This is a genomic window from Chryseobacterium taeanense, from assembly GCF_900099685.1.
GTDB classification, from domain to species: Bacteria; Bacteroidota; Bacteroidia; order Flavobacteriales; family Weeksellaceae; genus Chryseobacterium; species Chryseobacterium taeanense.
The window spans coordinates 225,471-246,661 of the sequence record NZ_FNDW01000006.1 but is presented as its reverse complement, the minus strand read 5'-3'; the positions used below and the strand labels follow the sequence as shown (position 1 = coordinate 246,661).

Genomic DNA, 21,191 nt, shown 5'->3' with positions numbered 1-21,191 from the left:
CAAAATCGTTAATGATGTCTCGCAAACCAAATAAAATAGAAATTACCATATTTCTGATAATTATTCTTAAAGTATTTGCTACAGGAATACTAACAACGATCTCAAGCTTCTGCGAATTTTATGAATACAACCAACCTAAAATAGCAGAAAGAGTAAACAATAGTGTCCTATATAGAAATCCCATTTTCACTTATACTGGCTTTGACACCGGATACGGTTTTTTTGCGCCCAATGTTTCCAGCAATTTTGTTATTTATAGTGAAGATTCGCACAATGTGTATAATTCTTCAGAACTTTTACATACAAATGAGGGTAAGACGCGTTTCATAAGCGCAAATGCTATCTTCTTTAATAATTTCGGAAATAAAAAGAATGAAGACAAAATGGCAGCAAACAAAATTATTCTTAAACGAATTAATAAAATGTTTGAAAAAAAGTACAATTCTAAATTTACTACCACAGTTTACTTATATGAATATCCAAGGCTGGGCGAAATTAATACTAAAAAAGAACACTTAATAAAAATTGATGAAATAAGATGAAAGCACTAAACAATTTCTTCTCAAAATCTTTTACTCCTGATTTTATTGTTTTTTTCAGAGTTTCTATAGGAATTATTGTTCTTATGCATTTCTTATCTTTCTGGAATGATTTTGATTTGCTTTATACGAATAGCAGCATTATTCCTTTGGAACTACACACCATTTATGGTGCATATCATATTCTTACCGTAGAAAGTATATTATTATTTTTAAATAACTTTTTTGATGACTATCAATCTATCCTATTTTTCAAGTTTTCCTACATTTTTCTTTGTCTGATGGTCATTTCGGGCTTTTTTAGCAGGCTTAGTGCCATAGCCCTTATCATTTTGCAGATTTCATTTATAAAATCCGGAAGCCTCTTCTTTTATGGCGCCGATTTTTTCACAAGTATGTCTTTATTTTATATTGTAATTTTCCCTTCAAGTTCCTATTTTTCAATTCAAAAAAAATTATTCCCGACATTTTCCGAGAGTAAGCAATCAATAACACTATGCAAAAGATTGATACAAATACACTTGTGTCTTGCCTATTTTTTTTCAGGGTTAGATAAGATTTTGGGATTTAACTGGTGGAATGGAGAGTCAGTATGGAAAGCGGTTCACCTGCCGAACCTTTATAGCTTTGTAGAAATCGGAAACCATATACAAAATCCCATTTTTTATATTGTACTTGGATGGGGAGTAATTATTATTGAGCTTTTTTATCCTATCTTTATCAATATAAATAAAACGAGAAAGATTTGGCTTATGCTTACCATCTCAATGCATCTGGGCATTGTTCTGAGCTTTAACCTTTTCTTTTTCTCTTCCATAATGATCGTATGGAACCTAACATCATATTATTTTAATTATTACCATGAAAACAAGATTATTCAGGCCAATTCTGATACTTCTCCTAGTAGTATTTATTAATTCCAAGGCACAATCATATAAAATTATTTATGATTTTAAATGGAAATCAGAGAAAAAAAGTTCAGAATTTAATAATGAACTCTGTGCACTGATTACGAAAGATAATCAGTCTTTTTTTGAATCTTATAAAAAATTCAGAGCAGATTCCTTAAAAACAAAAATAATAAACGATTACAGTAAAAATAATAGCAGAGGGCCTTTGCGGCTTCCGTCTGATGAAAAAGAATCTTTATTTCGTTCTTTGATCATCAAAAACCCTGCTGACAATAAAATAATTGTAGAAGAAAAAGCATACGTAAAACTACTTTCAGTAACATACACCTGCCCTATACATTGGAAAATAAAATCAAATACCCCTGAAAAAATTCTAGGTTACGATACTCAGAAAGCAGTTTGTGAATTTGGAGGGAGAAAATGGACAGCATGGTTTACCCGTGAAATCCCAATCATGGATGGACCTTATAAATTCTTCGGACTTCCCGGACTTATATTAAAAATTCAGGATGCCGAAGAAAATTATCTTTTCGAAATAAAATCGATCACAAAAGAAAATAATGATATTGGGCATCGTAATTTCGGTTCTTCCAAGGTAGCCAATTTAACACCCAAACAATGGGACACATTTTGGAGCAACTATCGAAAACAACCATCTATGGTGCTGGAAAATCTTAATACAGAGAAAACAACTTATGTAATAAATGGAAAAGATGTTAACAGCCGTGAAGTAAAAGATGCATTTAATAAAAAAGAATGGGAAGCCATGAATTTTTTTAAAGACCCTATAGAATTAAAGACAACCTGCGATTGATATTAAAAACTGCAAAGCCATTTGACCTTGCAGTAATTATTTAATTAAGCCTAATACTTTCTATTTTACCGTTAGCTTTTGCGACTGGGTTTTTCCATTTTTATCTGTTAAAACAAACATATAGTTGCCCGTATTTAATTCTTTTACAGAAACTGAATCTCTCTCAACTTTGGTTTGCAGAACAAGTCTTCCGGTAAGATCATATATTCTGGCTTCCACCGGAATAAAATCTTTTTGAGTCCTGAAATAAACAATATCATCAACAGGATTAGGATATAACGTGAAAAGCTGTAAAGCAGTCTGTAACTCTTTAGTTTCCAGAAAAGAACCTTCCACTACATTTAATGTTGTATTAGGCGTAACGTTATTGATAACATCTACAATTCCGGAAGGCCATCTTACAATAACCTTTGTAATAGCCGTAGCCTGACCGATTCCGAAATGGGCATTCAAAGTACTCATGTTTCCAAAGCCGGTTCCACTTTGTATATCTCTGATTTGTTTTCCCCAGGATCCGTAAATTTCCACTCTGGCTCCGATTCCGTTTCGGTTGCTTTGAGTGCCTTTAAGCGTCACTTTCAGCCATTTGTTTGTATTTCCAGCATTCATCATGATGACATTACCATTCTGAATATCAAGAAATCCATCATTATTTAAATCCCCTATTGGCCTGTCGAAATTATTCAGGCTGTAAGGATTTGCATTTGGGGTAAATGTAAAATCACCATTTCCGAACATAATTGTATTTCCCGCTCCCAATACATCCAAAAATCCGTCATTATCAAAATCATGAGCTACATATTCCCTGCTTAAAGCATTATTGCTATCATAACCTGAGCCAGCTGATTTATCGGTAAATGTTCCGTCTCCGTTATTCTTCATCACTTTGCTAAAGCCGTTGCTGGTGGAGTTGATTCCTACTACAGCATCCATCCATCCGTCATTGTTGAAATCTCCCCACGCTGTAGACCAAGTTTGGGTAGGATTTGCCATATTAGCCGTAGCTGCAACATTGGTGAAAGTTCCATCCCCGTTATTCCGGTGAAGTTCGTCTATATTTCCACCGGGGCCGGAACCTCCTCCGCTACATTTTGCAATAAAAAGATCCATATCGCCGTCGTTATCATAATCGATCCAGATAGATCCATAGTTACCTCCGGAAGGGAAATCTCCCAAACCACCCTGATTATGATTCATATTGGTGCCGTCATTCATATAATACCTGTTCGGCGCATTGTCGTCACAAACGAACGCGTCCAATCTTCCGTCATTATTAATATCTATAAAATTGGTTCTCTGAACCAGAAAAGACTGTTGTTTTCTGTCGGAAGTATAGGCCGTACCATCAGAATTTGCCTTTAAAAAAGCGATTCCGCTTCCTGAACCATAGACAAGATCATTAAAACCATTGTTATCATAATCACCTGCCGCAATACTCCAAGAAGGAGTTATTATGGTAGAAGGAACTGTATAAGCCACATTGTTAAAAGTACCATCGGACTGCTGATAAGAAATCACAATCTGAGTCGCACTTACCACGGAGACAATATCATCAAGATAATCTCCGTTCATGTCTACAATACAGTTATTAAAAGTTCCGGCTACTGATACCGGCTGTGTCACAAAAGACAAACGGTCGGGCACTACAACCACTTCAGAAAGTGTAATATTAAAACCTGCCGAAGAGAATTTATTATCAAATACAATATAATACGTTGTTCCGGCAACAGCACTAAAAGTAACCTCAGAAAATGTTCCTGTAGAATCATCATTGGCAGTGAGACAATTCAACGCACCACAACTTCCTGTAAATACAATAAGACGGGTATCGGCACTTTGCCCCGCTAATGAAGTTTTAACTCTGATATTTTTATTTTCCGTAGCTGTATATTTATACCATAAACCTTTTGTACCCGGTGTACCCAATGTACACGCCGTTGCTGGTGGATCTCCCGTAACACTAGGAGCAGTAATCGTTCCCAGGTCGACAGAAATTGCTGTGGCACATGTCAATTGTGCAATTACCCATGTGCTATTCAATAATAAAACAAAAAGGGGGAATATTTTTTTCATGAATTAGAAGTTTTTGTTATTATTAGTTATTATGGACAAGTTTGATTTAAAGAAGAAATCCATTGTTGCAAAAGTTCTACCCCTTCATCATGAACGATCGTTCTTCCCAACAAAGGCATTCTGTTACTCTCATTTACTGAGCTAAGCCTGAAATGCATTACCGATTTCGCGGGATTTCCGGGAGTAATAATTCTTTCTAATGATGGATTTATAGGCTCATCTGCCATCACACAAACACCTAATTTTGACAGGTTTGATGTCTGATTGAAACTTAAACGTATGGCCCTGTAATCGCACCTTGCATTATCCTGATGGCAATGGGCACAGTTGATATCAAGATAAGACCGCAGACGAATATCCAGAGGTTTACTGGTGTCTTTATAATTCACCGTGGAAACAATATTAGACGGATAGCTTTGCAGATAACCTTCCTCCACGAGTTTTTGCAGCTGATTTTTAATTCCACTCTGATAATTATAAGACACATTTAAATTCTGAGGTTTTACCCCGATCGGAATGGGTTTATTATCCAGTTTATGACAGGCTAAACACTCAGTTTCTGAAGGGATTCTGTAGTCTGTAGTGATATTCTCACCTGTCTCTTTTTTAAAAGTTATGTTTTTAGAACTTCCGCTTGTAAAATCGCTACCGGTAACCAATTCTGCCTCTGTCTGAGCATCATTCCAAAGATATTCTGCAAAAATCCAACCGGTTGATTTCTTAATCATTAGCCTTGTTTCAATAATCTTTGTCGTATTTCCAGGCTGGATGGTATTGTAGTAAAAATGCTTGATGAGAACCGTTCCTAACGGAAAATTAAGGATTTTGTCGTCGGTATCATAAGTCGCTTTCACACCGCCCGGCATCCAGATAAATCTTTTCTTAAGTGCGTAATCGGTAAAAAGTGCGCTTGCTGGCTCGTAAGGGACAACTTTTCCGTTAGGCTGTAAATTTTTCAGATCTCCCGTAAAAAACATATACGTTGATAATTTCGCATACGGAACGGCATCAATATTAAAATTAACAAAAGAACTTTCAGTTTCTACACTTTCAATTTTTTCGTCGTTTTTACAAGATATTAAGCACAGAAAGCAAATTAAAGAAAGCAGATAGATTTTTTTCATTCATTAACGATTTATAAAAAACGAATATAAATAATAAATTTAAATAAAAACAAATTTTTATTAATAAAAAATGCGATTTTATTAAAATAAAACAAAATTAAAAGCTTATTTATGAAATTCTATTCAAACCATCAAATAAAAAAGTAAAGAAAATAAAAATCAACGAAACATTCACCAACACATTAGTTATATGCTATAATTAAAAAATTCAACAGATACCTAAAGTGAATTATTTCAATCTCTTAAGTGTTTTATGTAAATATTTTTCCACATTTTTTTTGTCGGGAACTGTTGTGATTTCTTTTGTCAGAGCTTTTTCGAATTCAACTTTCGCTTTAGAGTATTCTTTTTTGTTAAAATAATATTTTCCTGCCTGATAATAAACCAGCCAAAAATCCGGGTTCAGCGATTGATAATAGGAAATAGAATCGTTTCTCATAGCAATTTCTCCATCAATCGCATTATTTACTTCTGAACTCATTCTTTTGAACTGTTCATAATTTTTAAATTCTTCAGAATCTAAAAAAGGATCTTTTGGAATATTTAATTCAGATTTTGAAAACTTTCCATTTTTCAGTCTTTGATCGGAAAAAATTTCATTCAAATCATAACATACAAATTCTCCCAACTGATAAGGATTTGCAGAAACCCACACAAGCTTTTTCTGAGGCGAAAAGATGATTGCATGATGTGCGAGTAACTGATTAAGTGCTTTTTCGTTGCCATATCCGATTTTTTCACCTTTCAGCCCTGACTTATCTCTTAAAACAGCAGCCATTTTTTCAGGATTGAGCTTTTTATTTTCCTGTAAAAGTTCCTGTAGTTTTTCGTAACGGTATTCGGAATGGCTTTCCAGAATATGCTTCTGATTTCTTTTATCATTTTTGTAAGCATCCGACTGGAAATGATTGGTACAGAAGACACGGCTTGTATTTTCAACCTTAAATACTCCAAAATTATCTGGTGAAACCTCAATAATCACGGCATTTTTATCATTTGCACTTCCTACCAAAATAGATTCTGAAACAAAAACTTTTCGTTTTTTTGCAATCGCAATTGCTTCATCAATAGTTGTAGCATATTGTAAAATTTCTCTTGTAACCAAAGAAATCGGTGTTTTAGCCGTTAACGGAATTTTAGATTTTCCGGCATTGATAGTTACGGTAATTCCTTCTTTATTCATTCCTGAAACCACGCCAATCATTCCCGGCCAGGCAACAGACATATAAGGAATTCCATCTTCGGATTCTACGAACTCGATCAGTTTATTTTTGGCAAAATCATCACCTACATAGAAGTCAAAATTTCTGCCGATCAGCAAATCTCCGTCTTCTGTATTTTCGTTCCAGACCGCAAGAGAGGTGCAGCCTACCATCATCAGATCCTGCATTGCATGGCCGATATCGTGAGCGCCATGCAGATACATACTTCTCAGGAATTTTGGAGAAATAAAATTATATTTATCCGATGAATATTGAGATAAACCATACAATTCTGCCTGATAATCTTCCCTTACATTCAGATACATTTTCCGGTTATACCATTTCAGAAAACCTCTCAATAAATTTTGTTTAAACTTCGACGGAACAAAACCTTCCACTTTTGAAAAGAAAATTTCTTCCTGTTTCTGCATCAAATTTTGCGTTAAAGCACCGTTGTTATACCCCAACTGTAAAGGATTTCCTTTAATGTATAATTCCCAAAGCTGCTGCTTATTTTTCGTTAAATAATTTTGATTAAAGCTAAAGGTTGAATCGTTGATTGTATGAACTTCCGGAATTTTAAGGGAATATTGTTTTACATCTGGAATGTGTTTTATGGATTTTCTTACACCGCAGGAGATAAGGTTAAGGATAAGGTTGATGCTGAGAAATAAAAAAATGAAACATCTGACATTACGACGAAAGAAGCAATCCATTTTTAATTTAGATTCTTCATTACGTTTCGCTTCATTCTGAAAAATACCGCTCAACAAATTTTTATTTTTCACTTTTTATTTTTGTTAATAAATTGTGTTAATCTTTTATCAATCAACTCTTTCCCCAAAACTTCCGCACAAGTATTAAATGCACCGATCGTACAACCCAAAATTCCATGCATATTTACAGATTGCCCTGTGAGAAAAAGATTATCAATCTTAGTTCTTGGTGAAACCATGGTTTTCAAAGGATTTTCTGAGCTTTTACAATATCCATACATATTGCCGTTGAAACTTCCGATGTAATCGCGGTACGAGAGCGGTGAAGATGTATAAATGTTTTTAATACAATGTCTTAATTCAGGAATTTTCTTTTCCAAAGCAGCAATCATTTTTTCTGCTTTCTCGGATTTAAAAAGATCATATAATTCTCCCCTTTCCTGTTCGTCTGTAATCGTATTAAATGTGCTCTCCCATTCTTTTACTTCTTCAAAATCCATATAAGAAATAGCCGTAAGACTTTCTGCAAATTCGGTATCATGCTTCGACGGTGTGGAGGATAACATATACGTTTGTGGCCATTTATTTTTATCATAACGATAAGCATTCCAGACTTTATCCTCAGAAGAAAAATGATAAATATTGTAATTGAAATTACGAATCGTCTTAGGCTTCAGAACAAAATACACACTAAAACATGAAGGCCCCGGTTCCCAGCTTAGTATCCGGTTTAAAAATGATTTCTTTAAACGATTTTCACCAATCAATTTTATTGCTGAACGAATTTCTATATTGGAAATAAACTTTCCTGCAAAATATTCTTTCCCTGCTTTTGTCCTTACACCCGTTAATACATCGTTTTCATTAAAAATAAACTCTGAAACTTCAGCATGTTTGTGAACTTCAGCACCGTGCTCACGCAGTTTTCGAATGAGTAATTTTGAGATCTGACTTCCGCCATTTATGCATTTGTAGGCACTTTGAATGTAAGAATTTAAGGTCAGAGCATGAACGTAAAAAGGCACATTTTCCGAATCACCGGCATATAAAAAATTGGAACCTAATAATACCGCCTGCAATTTTTCGTTCTGGGTAATCGACTCAATAAATCTTTTGGTATTTAAATGGAGAATTTCTTCGTTATAATAATCTTTTCCGACAACATTATACCTCGGAAACTGACTGCAAACTCTCTGAATTTCTTCACAGTAATTCTCCAGATTTTCCTTTTCCTCGGGGAAATATACAGATAATTGCTTTACAAAATTTTCATAACCTTGCGCGTGAGGATATTCGATATTATCATTTCCGAAAGTAATTTTATCATATCCGTCTTCATCCATTTTCTGTAGATGAAGCTTATCCATGATATCCAGATAAGAAAAAAACTGATGTAGATTTTGCCCTTCTGAAAGACCTCCCAGATAATGAACACCGGTATCGAAAATAAGCTTATCTCTGGAAAAAGTCTGCAGATTTCCTCCGTATTGGTTATTCTTTTCCAGGACACAAACTTTAAGGCCTTCTTTCGCCAAAATAAGAGCCGAAACAAGACCGCCTAATCCGCTGCCAATTACAAGTATGTCGAATTCTTTTTTCAAGGAGGAATAATTACTAAGAAATTTAGCAATAATTTTTAACGCAAAATATTAGCTTTTTATGAAAGTAAAAGTAGGAAAATTAATCAATATCATCCCAAAAATCAAAATAATTGAACCATTGGAGCGGATATTTTTTTATCATGGATTCCAGATTTTCAGTGTAAGAATTTAAAAGCCCCTGTGCATCGCGCTTTTTAACATTTTGTGCGACTCTTGCATACAAATGATAATGCAGATTTTTCTCTTTCATCACATATACATATACCACAGGAACGCTCAATCTTGAAGCAATAAGAAACGGGCCGGCCGGAAATTTTGCAGTTTTCCCCAATAAATTTCCTTCTAAAAATTTAGATCCTTCAAAATAACGGTCACCAGTGAAACATATGAGCTCATTTTTTGACAAGGCTTCATTAATTTCGAAGATATGTGACATATCATCTTTTACGTAGATAAATTTAATGCTGCTTGCCTTTACAGAAACACTTTCCAAATATTCTTTAATAACCGTAACTTCCTGATCTGTTGTTACTAAATTGATCTGACAATCAAAATCAATATCTGCAAAAAAATGTTCTGCGATCTCAAAGTTCCCGATATGTGCACTGATAAGTACTCCGCCTTTTTTTTCTGCTAAAAGATTCCTGAGATTTTCAATGCCGTCGAATTCATAAGTGTATTTTTCTCTTAAGCCTGCTGAGATTGCGGTTTTATCGATCAGAACTTTTCCGAAAGTAAAATAACTTTTAAAAACAGAAGCTTTTGCTTTCCAGAAGTTGTAGTTCAGTCGTTTCCTGAAATAATAAGAAATATATTGATTGCTTTTTTTTTCAAAAATGAAATAATAAGCCGCTACAAAATAAAGTACAACATATGAACTACGGATCCCGATATTTCTAATACACCAGACGAATATTCTGTAGCCCAGAATCGTCCCTTTAGATTTACCTTTCCACTTGTTCATATTTTTTTGTTCTTAACGCAAACGGCGCAAGGATTTTTTAACTGCTAGATATTTTTAAGTTCGCAATGGCGTTTTACTAAGCAAAGACCGCGTTTTATCGAGTTTATATCAATAATTATACGTTTTTCCCGGCAATTTTGTTCTCGATAGTTGAATAGAAATCATCAAAAGTCACGATGTTTTTGAAATCAGCTTCGCCCAATTTCACTCCGAAATTAGACTCTATTACTACCACAAGATCAATATAATCTAAGCTGTCTAAGCCTAATGTTTTTTTAAAGTTTGCATCATTGCTGATCTCATCGCCATCTACCTCGAATTCATTGACTAAAAAGTCGTTGACGATCGCAACAATTTTTTCCCTTTCCATGTTTTTAATTAAATTTTTTAACGATTAATGCGGAATTGGTTCCCCCAAATCCGAAAGAATTCGACAAAAATACATCAATTTTTTGACTTTTTGTTTCAGCGATCAAATTTATCTTTTTTGCTTCATCATCAGGATTTTCCAGATTAATATTCGGTGCGATAAAATCGTTCTGCATCATCAGAATAGAATAAATAACTTCACTGGCTCCTGCCATCCAGCATTCATGACCGGTCATTGACTTTGTAGAACTTACAGGAACTTCTCCTCCGAAAATTTCGTAAATCGCTTTAGCTTCATTCGCATCGCCGATTGGTGTAGAAGTCGCATGCGCATTAATATAATCAATATCTTTTGCCGTTAAACTCGACTGCTTCAAAGCTCTGTCCATTGCCAAAGCCGGACCGTCTACATTCGGAGTTGAAATATGTCCGCCGTTTGAAGAAAAGCCATAACCAACGATCTCTGCAATGATATTAGCGCCTCTTTTCTGCGCCGATTCTAAGCTTTCAACGATTAAGCTTGCTGCTCCACCACTTGGAATCAGCCCATCTCTTCCGGAATCGAAAGGTCTTGAAGCTTTTGTAGGCTCATCTTCTCTCACGGAAAAAACACCCAATCCGTCAAAACTTGCCATAGAATATTTGTTGGTTTCCTGTGCTCCTCCACAAACAATCATATCCTGAAAGCCGTTTTTAATCATCATGAAAGCAAGCCCCAAAGAATGAGAACCACTTGCACACGCCGCACTGATGGTTAGATTAATCCCTCTCAATTTAAAAATGGTGGAAAGATTCATCGTTACCGTAGAGTTCATCGATTTAAAAATTGCTCCTGAACCCATTAAAGTGGTATCTTTTTTCTCTCTTGCAATGTCTATGGATTCTACCACTGCCTGAGAAACACTGTCATTTCCGTATAAAATTCCTACTTCGTGCTGGTCTAAAAAATCCTGATCGATATTTGCCTGTTTTAAAGCATCAAGTGTTGCAATGTATGCATACTCGCTTTCCTCACCCATGCTTACACGCTGCCTGCGATTCAGAAGGTTTTTGAGATCTGGCTTTGGGACAACACCCGTTAATCCGGATCTGAAACCGAATTCTTTTCTTTCGTCCACTAAATAAATACCGGATTTTCCCTGAAATAAAGATTCTTTCACCTCTTCCAAAGAAGTTCCGATGCAGGAATAAATTCCCATTCCGGTAATGACAACCCTATTTTCCATGTAATGTTCAAGGTTTTAGGTCGCAGATTTTAGGTTGCAGCTAATACCTGCTATCTTATATCTGCTACCTGATTTTATGAATAAATTCCTCCGTTAATATTAATCACTTCACCTGTAATGTACGATGACTTTTTAGACGCTAAAAATGCAACCAGATCTGCTACTTCTTCCGCTTCACCAAATCTGTTGGCAGGAATCATTGCTTTTAATTCATCTTCATTAAATTCCTGCGTCATATCTGTTTTAATGAATCCCGGTGCCACCGCGTTTACGGTAATATTTCTTTTTGCTACTTCTTGAGCCAAAGCTTTTGTGGCTCCTACCAAAGCTCCTTTTGCCGCAGAATAATTCGTCTGCCCCGCTGTCCCTTTTACTCCGGAAACGGAAACCATATTGATGATTCTGCCATATTTGTTACGCAACAGCTTCTGAATGAAGAAATTGGTTACATTGAAAAACCCATTTAAGCTGGTGTTAATCACAGCGTTCCAATCCTCACTTGGCATCCACATGAACAATCCGTCTCTTGTAATTCCGGCATTATTTACGATCACCTCAACAACGGATTTAGGATTATTTTCCTGCCATTCTGTTAAAACTTTTTGGGTTTCTTCGGCATTTCCTACATCAAATTTCAAAATTTCTCCGGTAGATCCCAGTTCTTCAACTTTAGCTAACGTTTCTTTAGCTGCCGCTTCGTTTGAAGTGTAGTTGATTAAGATATGATAGTTTTTTTCTTCAGCCAGTTTTATACAGATAGCTCTTCCAATTCCTCTTGAGCCTCCTGTGACGATTGCACATTTCATGTGTTGTTATTATGTTTTATTTTTTTTGATTTTCTCTGTTAAGAAGTAAACTTAAACATTCATTCTCTTTAGCATTTATTGCCCCTTCCCACGCTATTGATCCTTTTCCTGCTGCTGTAAAATCATAAATACCTGGTTTAACTTCTAATGTTATAGCTAAAGGATCATAACAATTAGCTTGTGAAACAATTACACCTTTCAGAGTACCTAATATTTTTTTATTTAGCCAGACTTTTATATGTTCTGCTTTTTTTAAGTCTGACCAAAAACAAATATATGCAGATTCAAAAGGTTTTTCTACAAGATTTTGTTTTTCCAAATCATACATAAAATACAATTCTAACGTTTCTGACTTATCATCAAAACCAACTTCGATAACAGCTTTTGCATCTTTAATAGATGAAATAGTAACAAAAGTCAATGAATTTTTAATCCAATTGCCAACAACAAACTTTTTTATTTCATTATTCTGAATTAATACTTTTGCATCTGAACAAATATTATAATTGTTGGTTGCTTTTACTAAATGCCATCCGTCAATTATTCTGTCTGGAAAATGTTTTATAGCAGAAAAAGTATTCTTTAAAGTCTCAATTTTTCCATCAACTTTATTTTTTTTATCTATCATATTCCTAAATGAAGCTATTTCATTGGAAATTCCAGATAAATCAATGTTATTGTTTATTACAACATTACTATTTTGTTGGCTAAATAATTGATATCTAACACCTAAATTAGTTTGAGACAAAAGCATAACATTCCAAAAAAGAAAGAGAAAAAATAAAGATTTAGATTTCATAATATTTTGCCTTTAAATATTTCTTCACTTCTTCCAGATAAGGATACATTACCATATCATCTGAAAATGCAGGAATTATTTTTCTTATTTCATCGTACAATTCCTTCGTTGCCGTTGAAACTTTATCCTGAAAACCAAGACATTCAATCGCCTGAACGATGGTAATCGCTTCAATCGTCAGCACTTCAAAAGCATTTTCGATAACTTTTCTGCAAATGACTGCTGCATTCGTTCCCATACTTACAATATCCTGATTATCATTATTATTAGAAATACTGTGAACATACATCGGATTTGATAACATCTGGCTTTCCGCTGTCGTAGAAGTAGCCGTAAACTGTACGCCCTGCATTCCAAAATTAAAGCCTAATTTACCTAAATTTACAAAAGGAGGTAAAATCTCGTTGATTTTAGAATTCAGTAAATAATTCAGCTGTCTTTCTGCCAACATTGTCAGTTTTGTTACCACAATTTTCAGCTTGTCCATTTCCAAGGAAATGTAATCTCCGTGAAAATTTCCGCCATGGTAAACATGCTGATCTTCAACATTTATGATCGGATTATCATTCGCTGAATTAATCTCATTTTCCAGTACTTTCTCCGTATATTCTAATGTATCCAAAACAGGACCAAGGATCTGCGGAACACATCGTAAAGAATAATATTCTTGAACTTTTTCTTTGAAAACCTTTTCCTGCTCTTCAAAATGAGTGTATAAATGGTCTGCTCTTTTTCTTATTAATTTACTGTCGGATAAATGAGCGCGCATTTTTTCTGCAATTTTCTGCTGTCCGGCGTGAAGTTTTGTCCCATTTAATACTTCCGACATATGATCGTCATAAGCCTGAACAATTTCATTAATGGCACAAGATAGTTTAATGGAAATATCAGTTAACTGATTCGCTTTATGCGCATTAACAACTCCAATCCCGGACATCACAGAAGTTCCGTTCATCAAAGCCAGCCCTTCACGAATTTCCACCTGAATTGGTTTCAGACCTTCAGCTTCGAAAACTTCTTTGGTCGATTTTCTTTCATCTTTATAAAAAACTTCGCCTTCTCCGATTAAAACCAGAGCCAGATGAGCCAGCTGTACCAGATCTCCGCTTGCTCCAACACCTCCATGCTCGAAAATCAACGGCGTAATATCTCTGTTTATTAATTCTTTAAGTAATTTTACAACAGAGTGATGAACTCCTGATTTACCCAGAGATAACGTATTTAATCTTGCCAGCATACAGGCTTTTGCCTCGTCAGCAGGAAGAGAATTTCCCATACCGGAAGAATGGCTTCTGATCAGATTATACTGAAGCTGATGGGTATCTTCATCACTAATTTTGAACTGTGCCATCGGTCCAAAACCGGTATTCACACCATATATTACTTTATTTTTTGAAAACTCTTTCAAAAACTGAAAACTTTCATCCACTCTGGCAAGGAGCGTTTCATCCAGTTCAATTTTTTCTTTTTCAATAATGACTTTTTTAAAGTCTTTCAGTTCTAAAAAGCTATTTATTTTCATTAATTAAAAGTAATAATATGATAATTTTGTTATTATTAATTAATTGTCATTAATTTTGCGGCAAAGATAGAAGTTATTTATAAAATAAAAAATCAAAGATGAGCAAAGAGTTTGTTGACGTACTTGTAATCGGTGCCGGCCCGTCCGGATGCGTATCTTCTTCATACTTAAAGAAGAACAACGTCAACGTAAAGGTGGTAGAAAAGACAAAATTTCCAAGACTTGTTGTCGGGGAAAGCCTTATTCCGCGTGTGATGGATCATTTTGATGAAGCAGGACTTTTTCCTGCGCTTGACAAAATGGGTTTTGAAAAGAAACTGGGCGCACGTTTTTTAAGAGGTGATGAAGTCTGTATTTTTGATTTCAGTAATAAGTTCGGAGAAGGCTGGGACTGGACTTGGCAGGTTCCCAGAGCGGATTTCGATAACGTTCTGGCTCAGGAAGTTATCAAGAAAGGAATTGATCTTGAATTTGAAACGGAAGTGATCGGTATTGAATTCAACGGAACAGATTCTGTGACTACTGTAAAAAATAAGAACGGAGAGACAAAAGAAATCCACGCTAAATTCGTGATTGATTCGAGCGGCTACGGAAGAGTATTGCCGAGACTTTTAGATTTAGAAAAACCTTCCAAACTTTCTCCCCACTCTGCTATTTTTTCTCATGTAAAAGATATTAACCGTGAAGAAGGCACGGAAGGAACATTAATCTCTTTTGATATCATTGAAACGGAAGTCTGGCTTTGGGTAATTCCTTTTTCCAATGGAAATACGAGCGTAGGAATTGTTGGTCCGACTGAATTTATTGATAAATTATCTGAAAATGGTGATACTGCAGAAGCGTTGAGAAAAGCCATTTCTCTTTCGGATTATTATGTAAAACGTTTCGGTGATGTAGATTTCCTTTTTGAACCAAAACACCTGAAAGATTATTCATGTTCGGTAAAAAGCTTATTCGGAGATGGATTTGCCTTAACGGGAAATGCTTCGGAATTCCTTGATCCGGTTTTCTCTTCAGGAATGGCTTTTGCGACAGAATCAGGAATGCTGGCCGCAAAATTAGCTTTAAGACAGCTCAACGGCGAAAAAATTGACTGGCAAAAAGAATACTCCGATTATATTTTATATGGTGTGGATGTTTTTACAACCTATGTAAAGGAATGGTACACCGGAAATCTCCAGGAATTATTTTTCCACCAACCGGAAAATCCTGATGTGAAAAGAAAAATCTGTGCGGTTCTGGCAGGATATGTCTGGGATAAAAAAAATACATTCGTGAGAATACACGATACTGCGATAAAAAATCTTGCCGAATTCATTAAAAAAGAAAAAGTATAAAAAGGCGACCTGAAGTTCAGGCTTCATTATTTACCGTAAATCTATAAAAGTAATCGGCTTCCTGCTATTCGGATTAAAAATTGTTTTAGACAAAACATCAAACTCAACCATTTCAATTTTCGGGCTCACTCTTAATTTTGCTCTGAAATGATCTCTCACCTCATTTACAAAAGTTTCGGAATCGCTGTCTGTGCTGATTTTAATGATAATTTCATCCAACCCGATTTCATTCGACTGGATAACTATCTGATAACACAGAATATTATTGAAATCATTAAGAATATCGCTCATCGCCGGCGGATATAATGTAGTTCCTTTATATTTAATCATTTGCTGTTTTCTTCCGATCACAGGCCCGAGTCTCATCGTATTTCTTCCGCACGCACAAGGCTCATAATGTGCTTTTACAATATCTCCCGTTTTGAATCTTAATAAAGGGATCGCTTCAACACCTAAAGTTGTAATGGTTAATTCTCCGCTTTCGCCTTCCTTAACGGGTTTTCCTTCATCATCAAGAATTTCTGTGATAATGAGTTCCGGATGCTGGTGACCGCCGATTTGTTCCTCACATTCTGTAAAGGCTGTACTCATTTCTGTTGAAGCGTACGTAGAGAATAGTTTAATATTCCATTTTTCTTTAATCTTCTGCGATAAAATATTATCGGTAAAATCCTGATTTTTGATGCTTTCTCCGATACAAACTGCGCCATAAACACTGGAATTTTTATAATCAACTCCGTGTTTTTCGGCATAATCGATCATTTTCAATAAAAAAGACGGAACAGTAATTAAATATTTCGGCCTATATCTGAAAATCGAATCCCACTGCAATTCAGGAATTCCGGGTCCCATTCTTACCACGCTGGCTCCCATTTTTCTTAACCCTAGAAAATAAGCGAGTCCTGCCATGAATCTTTTATCAATCGTCGTAATCATCTGCACCACATCTCCTTTTTGAATTCCGGCGCAGGCGAACGAAATAGCTTCGTTATAAGCCAGCCTTTCCAGATCATTATCTGATAACCCGAAAGTTACAGGATCACCCAACGTCCCTGATGTTGTGCTGTAATCCACAATTTTATCGGGTGTGATACAGAAAAAATAATCATTATTCTCCTGAATATCGTTTTTTGTCGTTGTCGGGATTTTCTGCAGATCTTCCAACGTCTGAATATCAGCGATATTGATATTGTTTTCTTTGAATAATTTTTGATAAAAGGGCGAATGAGTTTCAAGATAAACCAAAAGCTCCCGAAGTTTTTGCTCCTGAAACTTTTTTATTTCCTGAATGTCTGATCTTTCGATGGATGGATAAAATTCCAATGGTTGTTATTTTTAGAGGACAAATTTATTTAAAATTAAAAGATTGAATGATTAAAAATTTAAAATTAAATTCCGTTATGGATTTCAAAGATGATTGTATTTTAATGTCCCATGCAGATTTTGCAGATGGCGCAGATTTTTTGTTTGTGGAAAGTTTTTTTGAAACGACGTTTAGTAACATGATAAATTAACCTTTTTGAATAAATTGATTTCAAAAAATTCACTTATTCACCCTTGACCATGCATCTTTAATTTATATTTCCGAAACAGAACTTTTTCATTGCAAATATCAAAATAAAACATATATTATAAACCGGTAAATTTTAGTAAATTTGCCAACTTAATTAATCAACGATATTGATATATTACAATGAGCCAATTTAAAGAGTACAAAAACCTCAACCTTATTGACGTAGCCGAGAACATCGCAGAATTCTGGAAACAGAACAAAACTTTCAATAAAAGTGTTGAGATTCGTGAGGGGCAGCCTGAGTTTGTTTTTTATGAAGGTCCGCCTTCGGCAAACGGTATGCCCGGAATTCACCACGTAATGGCCAGAGCGTTGAAGGATATTTTCTGTCGTTATCAGACTCAGAACGGAAAACAGGTTTTCCGTAAAGCGGGTTGGGACACGCACGGACTTCCGGTAGAGCTTGGTGTGGAAAAGGAATTAGGAATCACTAAAGAAGATATTGGCAATAAAATTTCAATTGAGGATTACAACAAAGCGTGTCGTGAGGCGGTAATGCGTTACACAGACGTTTGGAACAACCTTACCGAAAAAATTGGTTACTGGGTTGATCTTGATGATCCGTATATCACGTACAAATCAAAATATATGGAGACCGTTTGGTGGCTGTTGAAACAATTGTACGATAAAGGATTATTATACAAAGGCTACACAATTCAGCCTTATTCTCCAAAAGCGGGAACCGGACTTTCTTCTCATGAAGTCAACCAACCGGGAGCTTACCGTGATGTTTCTGATACAACAGTAGTGGCGCAGTTTAAAACATTACCGGAAACATTACCTCCATTTTTACAAGGTTTTGGAGATGTACATTTCTTAGCTTGGACAACAACTCCCTGGACACTACCTTCCAACACAGCGTTGACGGTAGGTCCGAAAATCGATTATGTTTTGGTTAAAACTTTTAATCAGTATACCTTTGAACCGTTAAATGTTGTTTTAGCTAAAGCTTTGGTTGGAAAACAGTTTGCAAAAAAATACACTGAAGGTACAGAAGAAGATTTTGCAAATTACACTTCGGAAAGTAAAGTTATCCCTTATCAGATTTTAGCAGAATTCAAAGGTGCCGATTTGGTTGGAATTAAATATGAGCAACTTTTAGATTACGCTAAACCTCATCAAAATCCGGAAAATGCTTTCAGAGTAATTTCAGGAAACTTCGTAACAACGGAAGATGGAACTGGTATCGTTCACACAGCCCCTACTTTTGGTGCTGATGATGCTAAAGTGGCCAAAGAAGCGACTCCTGAAGTTCCGCCAATGCTTGTTCTGGATAAAAATGGAAATCCTGTTCCACTTGTTGATTTACAGGGAAGATTTTTACCACAGGTGAGCGATGAAATCTATGGTTTTGCCAATGAATATGTAAAAGGAGAATACCTGAGCGAAGCAGAAAAAGAAACAGAATTCAAAATTCAGAAGGAAAATCTCAAGTCGATTATTTCAGATTTAAAGACTTATCTTTCTGTTGATGAAAGAATTGCTTTAAAATTAAGAAAAGAAAACAAGGCTTTCAAAGTAGAAAAATACGTTCACAGTTATCCCCACAGCTGGAGAACGGATGAGCCTCTATTATATTACCCGTTGGATTCATGGTTTGTGAAAATGACTGCCGTGAAAGACAGACTGGTAGATTTAAACAAAGAAATCAACTGGAAGCCAAAAGCTACCGGAGAAGGTCGTTTCGCCAACTGGCTGGAAAACGTAAACGACTGGAACCTTTCCCGTTCGAGATACTGGGGAATTCCGCTACCGATCTGGAGAACAGACCCTTCGACAGCCTCAGGGCAGGCGGAAGAAAAAATCATCGGTTCCGTAGAAGAATTGTATAATGAGATCGAAAAATCTGTTGAAGCTGGATTCATGAAAGAAAATCCGTTCAAAGATTTTATCATCGGAAATATGTCTGAATCCAATTACGAACTTGTTGATCTTCATAAGAATGTAGTTGACAAAGTAATCTTAGTTTCAGATTCAGGAAAGCCAATGAAACGTGAAAGCGATCTAATCGACGTATGGTTCGATTCAGGTTCGATGCCTTATGCACAGCTGCACTATCCTTTTGAAAATAAAGAATTAATCGACAATCATAAAGCATTCCCTGCTGATTTCATTGCAGAAGGCGTTGACCAGACACGAGGTTGGTTCTACACACTTCATGCGATCGGAACTGCCGTTTTTGATTCTGTGGCTTATAAAAATGTAATGAGTAACGGACTTGTTTTGGATAAAAACGGTGTGAAAATGTCGAAATCCAAAGGAAATACAGTTGATCCGTTTGAAACAATTGCTATTTATGGACCAGACGCAACACGCTGGTACATGGTATCGAATGCAAATCCGTGGGAAAACCTGAAATTTGACATCGAAGGAATTGATGAAACGAGAAGAAAATTCTTCGGAACACTTTACAATACGTATTCATTCTTTGCTTTGTATGCGAATGTTGACGGATTCAACTATTCTGAAAAAGAAGTAGAAAACAGACCGGAAATCGACCGATGGATTTTATCTGAATTAAATTTATTAATCAAAGAAGTTAAAGCTTTCTACGAAGATTACGAGCCGACAAGAGTAGCAAGAGCCATTAATACTTTTGTAAATGATAATCTATCAAACTGGTATGTAAGATTATGCAGAAGACGTTTCTGGAAAGGTGATTATTCGGAAGATAAAATCTCTGCTTACCAGACTTTATATACTTGCCTTGAAACGGTTGCTAAATTATCTGCGCCAATCGCTCCATTCTTTATGGATCAATTATATCAGGATCTAAATAAAGTAACAGGAAAAGAAAATGCAGAATCGATCCACCTTACAGACTTCCCGGTTGCTGATGAAAGTTTGATTGATGAAAACCTTGTTGAAAAAACACATCTGGCTCAGAACATTACCAGTATGGTTTTCTCGTTGAGAAAGAAAGAAAACGTAAAAGTTCGTCAGCCACTACAAAAAGTTTTAATTCCAGTTTTAGATAAGAAAACGGAGGAACAGATTATTGCGGTTTCAGAGTTAATCAAACAGGAAGTAAATGTTAAAGAATTACAATTAATCAATGCAGAAGAAGCTTCACATTTAATTGTAAAACAGATCAAACCGAATTTCAAAGCGCTGGGTCCTAAATTAGGAAAAGACATGAAAACGGTTGGAGGAGAGATTGCCAATCTTAATGCGGAACAGATTTCAATACTTGAAAAAGAAGGAAAATTAGACATTCAAGGTTATGAAATAACTCTTGATGATGTCGAAATTTCTACAAAAGATATCCCGGGATGGACGGTAACTTCCGATGGGAAAACGACTGTGGCATTAGATTTGACATTAACAGACGAATTAAAATCTGAAGGGATTGCAAGAGAATTTATCAACAGAGTTCAGAATCTTAGAAAAGATAAAGAATTTGATCTGACAGACAGGATAAATATCTTCATTGAAGAAAATTCTCCGTTTATAAATGACATCAGGAAAAATGAAGAATATATTTCATCAGAGGTCTTGTCAAATAAAATAGAAATTGTATCTTCACTTTCAAATTTTAACGAAATCGAAATAGATGAGGTTAATTTTAAGATAAATGTTGAAAAAAATTAACATATAGTTATTGTTTTTCAAAAT

General features: G+C 35.4%; 16 protein-coding genes. 5 read left to right on the top strand and 11 right to left on the bottom strand.

Annotated elements, in window-relative coordinates:
• Positions 1-14 precede the first annotated feature (14 nt).
• The 3 genes from BLR30_RS10705 to BLR30_RS10695 are packed head-to-tail and all read left to right on the top strand — an operon-like array spanning position 15 to position 2,264.
• The gene (locus BLR30_RS10705) at positions 15-542 is read left to right on the top strand and encodes a hypothetical protein (RefSeq protein WP_089858169.1); all 528 of its coding nucleotides are present in this window, start codon (positions 15-17) and stop codon (positions 540-542) included.
• Positions 539-1,456, top strand: a complete 918-nt coding sequence (locus BLR30_RS10700; RefSeq protein ID WP_089858167.1) for an HTTM domain-containing protein — start codon at positions 539-541, stop codon at positions 1,454-1,456. Before BLR30_RS10705 ends, BLR30_RS10700 begins: the two co-directional genes overlap by 4 nt.
• Entirely contained in the window at positions 1,401-2,264 is an 864-nt protein-coding gene (locus BLR30_RS10695) for a GLPGLI family protein (protein ID WP_089858164.1), read from the top strand. Before BLR30_RS10700 ends, BLR30_RS10695 begins: the two co-directional genes overlap by 56 nt.
• A gap of 60 nt (positions 2,265-2,324) precedes the next feature.
• Here BLR30_RS10695 and BLR30_RS10690 read toward each other — a convergent pair whose 3' ends face one another.
• The 10 genes from BLR30_RS10690 to BLR30_RS10645 form a co-directional block, all read right to left on the bottom strand.
• Positions 2,325-4,337: an FG-GAP-like repeat-containing protein gene (locus tag BLR30_RS10690; RefSeq protein ID WP_089858162.1), complete on the bottom strand. Its 2,013-nt coding sequence runs from the start codon at positions 4,335-4,337 to the stop codon at positions 2,325-2,327.
• Between the two features lie 29 nt (positions 4,338-4,366).
• Entirely contained in the window at positions 4,367-5,461 is a 1,095-nt protein-coding gene (locus BLR30_RS10685; protein ID WP_089858159.1) for a hypothetical protein, read from the bottom strand.
• A 229-nt stretch (positions 5,462-5,690) separates the two neighbouring features.
• Positions 5,691-7,379, bottom strand: coding sequence for a C45 family autoproteolytic acyltransferase/hydolase (locus BLR30_RS10680; protein ID WP_089858338.1), 1,689 nt, complete (start codon positions 7,377-7,379; stop codon positions 5,691-5,693).
• A gap of 68 nt (positions 7,380-7,447) precedes the next feature.
• Entirely contained in the window at positions 7,448-8,980 is a 1,533-nt protein-coding gene (locus BLR30_RS10675) for a phytoene desaturase family protein (RefSeq protein ID WP_089858156.1), read from the bottom strand.
• Between the two features lie 79 nt (positions 8,981-9,059).
• Positions 9,060-9,944: an LpxL/LpxP family acyltransferase gene (locus tag BLR30_RS10670; protein ID WP_089858153.1), complete on the bottom strand. Its 885-nt coding sequence runs from the start codon at positions 9,942-9,944 to the stop codon at positions 9,060-9,062.
• A gap of 115 nt (positions 9,945-10,059) precedes the next feature.
• Complete coding sequence (locus BLR30_RS10665) at positions 10,060-10,314, bottom strand: acyl carrier protein (RefSeq protein WP_089858150.1); 255 nt, start codon at positions 10,312-10,314, stop codon at positions 10,060-10,062.
• Between the two features lie 4 nt (positions 10,315-10,318).
• Positions 10,319-11,539, bottom strand: a complete 1,221-nt coding sequence (locus BLR30_RS10660) for a beta-ketoacyl-[acyl-carrier-protein] synthase family protein (RefSeq protein WP_089858146.1) — start codon at positions 11,537-11,539, stop codon at positions 10,319-10,321.
• 74 nt (positions 11,540-11,613) lie between these two features.
• Positions 11,614-12,345, bottom strand: a complete 732-nt coding sequence (gene fabG / locus BLR30_RS10655; protein ID WP_076396267.1) for a flexirubin biosynthesis SDR family reductase FlxB — start codon at positions 12,343-12,345, stop codon at positions 11,614-11,616.
• Between the two features lie 16 nt (positions 12,346-12,361).
• The gene (locus tag BLR30_RS10650; RefSeq protein ID WP_089858143.1) at positions 12,362-13,144 is read right to left on the bottom strand and encodes a hypothetical protein; all 783 of its coding nucleotides are present in this window, start codon (positions 13,142-13,144) and stop codon (positions 12,362-12,364) included.
• Positions 13,134-14,666 carry a flexirubin biosynthesis tyrosine ammonia-lyase FlxA gene (locus tag BLR30_RS10645; protein ID WP_089858140.1) on the bottom strand — a complete coding sequence of 511 codons (1,533 nt, stop codon included), beginning with the start codon at positions 14,664-14,666 and terminating at the stop codon, positions 13,134-13,136. Before BLR30_RS10645 ends, BLR30_RS10650 begins: the two co-directional genes overlap by 11 nt.
• A 98-nt stretch (positions 14,667-14,764) precedes the next feature.
• On the opposite strand from BLR30_RS10645, the gene BLR30_RS10640 reads away from it, so the two are divergent.
• A complete protein-coding gene (locus tag BLR30_RS10640; protein ID WP_089858136.1) occupies positions 14,765-16,003 on the top strand; it encodes an NAD(P)/FAD-dependent oxidoreductase in 1,239 nt (412 codons plus the stop codon).
• Positions 16,004-16,033: 30 nt separating this feature from the next.
• Here BLR30_RS10640 and BLR30_RS10635 read toward each other — a convergent pair whose 3' ends face one another.
• Positions 16,034-17,326: a flexirubin biosynthesis putative acyl-CoA ligase FlxY gene (locus BLR30_RS10635; protein WP_089858135.1), complete on the bottom strand. Its 1,293-nt coding sequence runs from the start codon at positions 17,324-17,326 to the stop codon at positions 16,034-16,036.
• Between the two features lie 370 nt (positions 17,327-17,696).
• On the opposite strand from BLR30_RS10635, the gene ileS reads away from it, so the two are divergent.
• A complete protein-coding gene (gene ileS, locus BLR30_RS10630) occupies positions 17,697-21,167 on the top strand; it encodes an isoleucine--tRNA ligase (RefSeq protein ID WP_089858134.1) in 3,471 nt (1,156 codons plus the stop codon).
• Positions 21,168-21,191 lie beyond the last annotated feature (24 nt).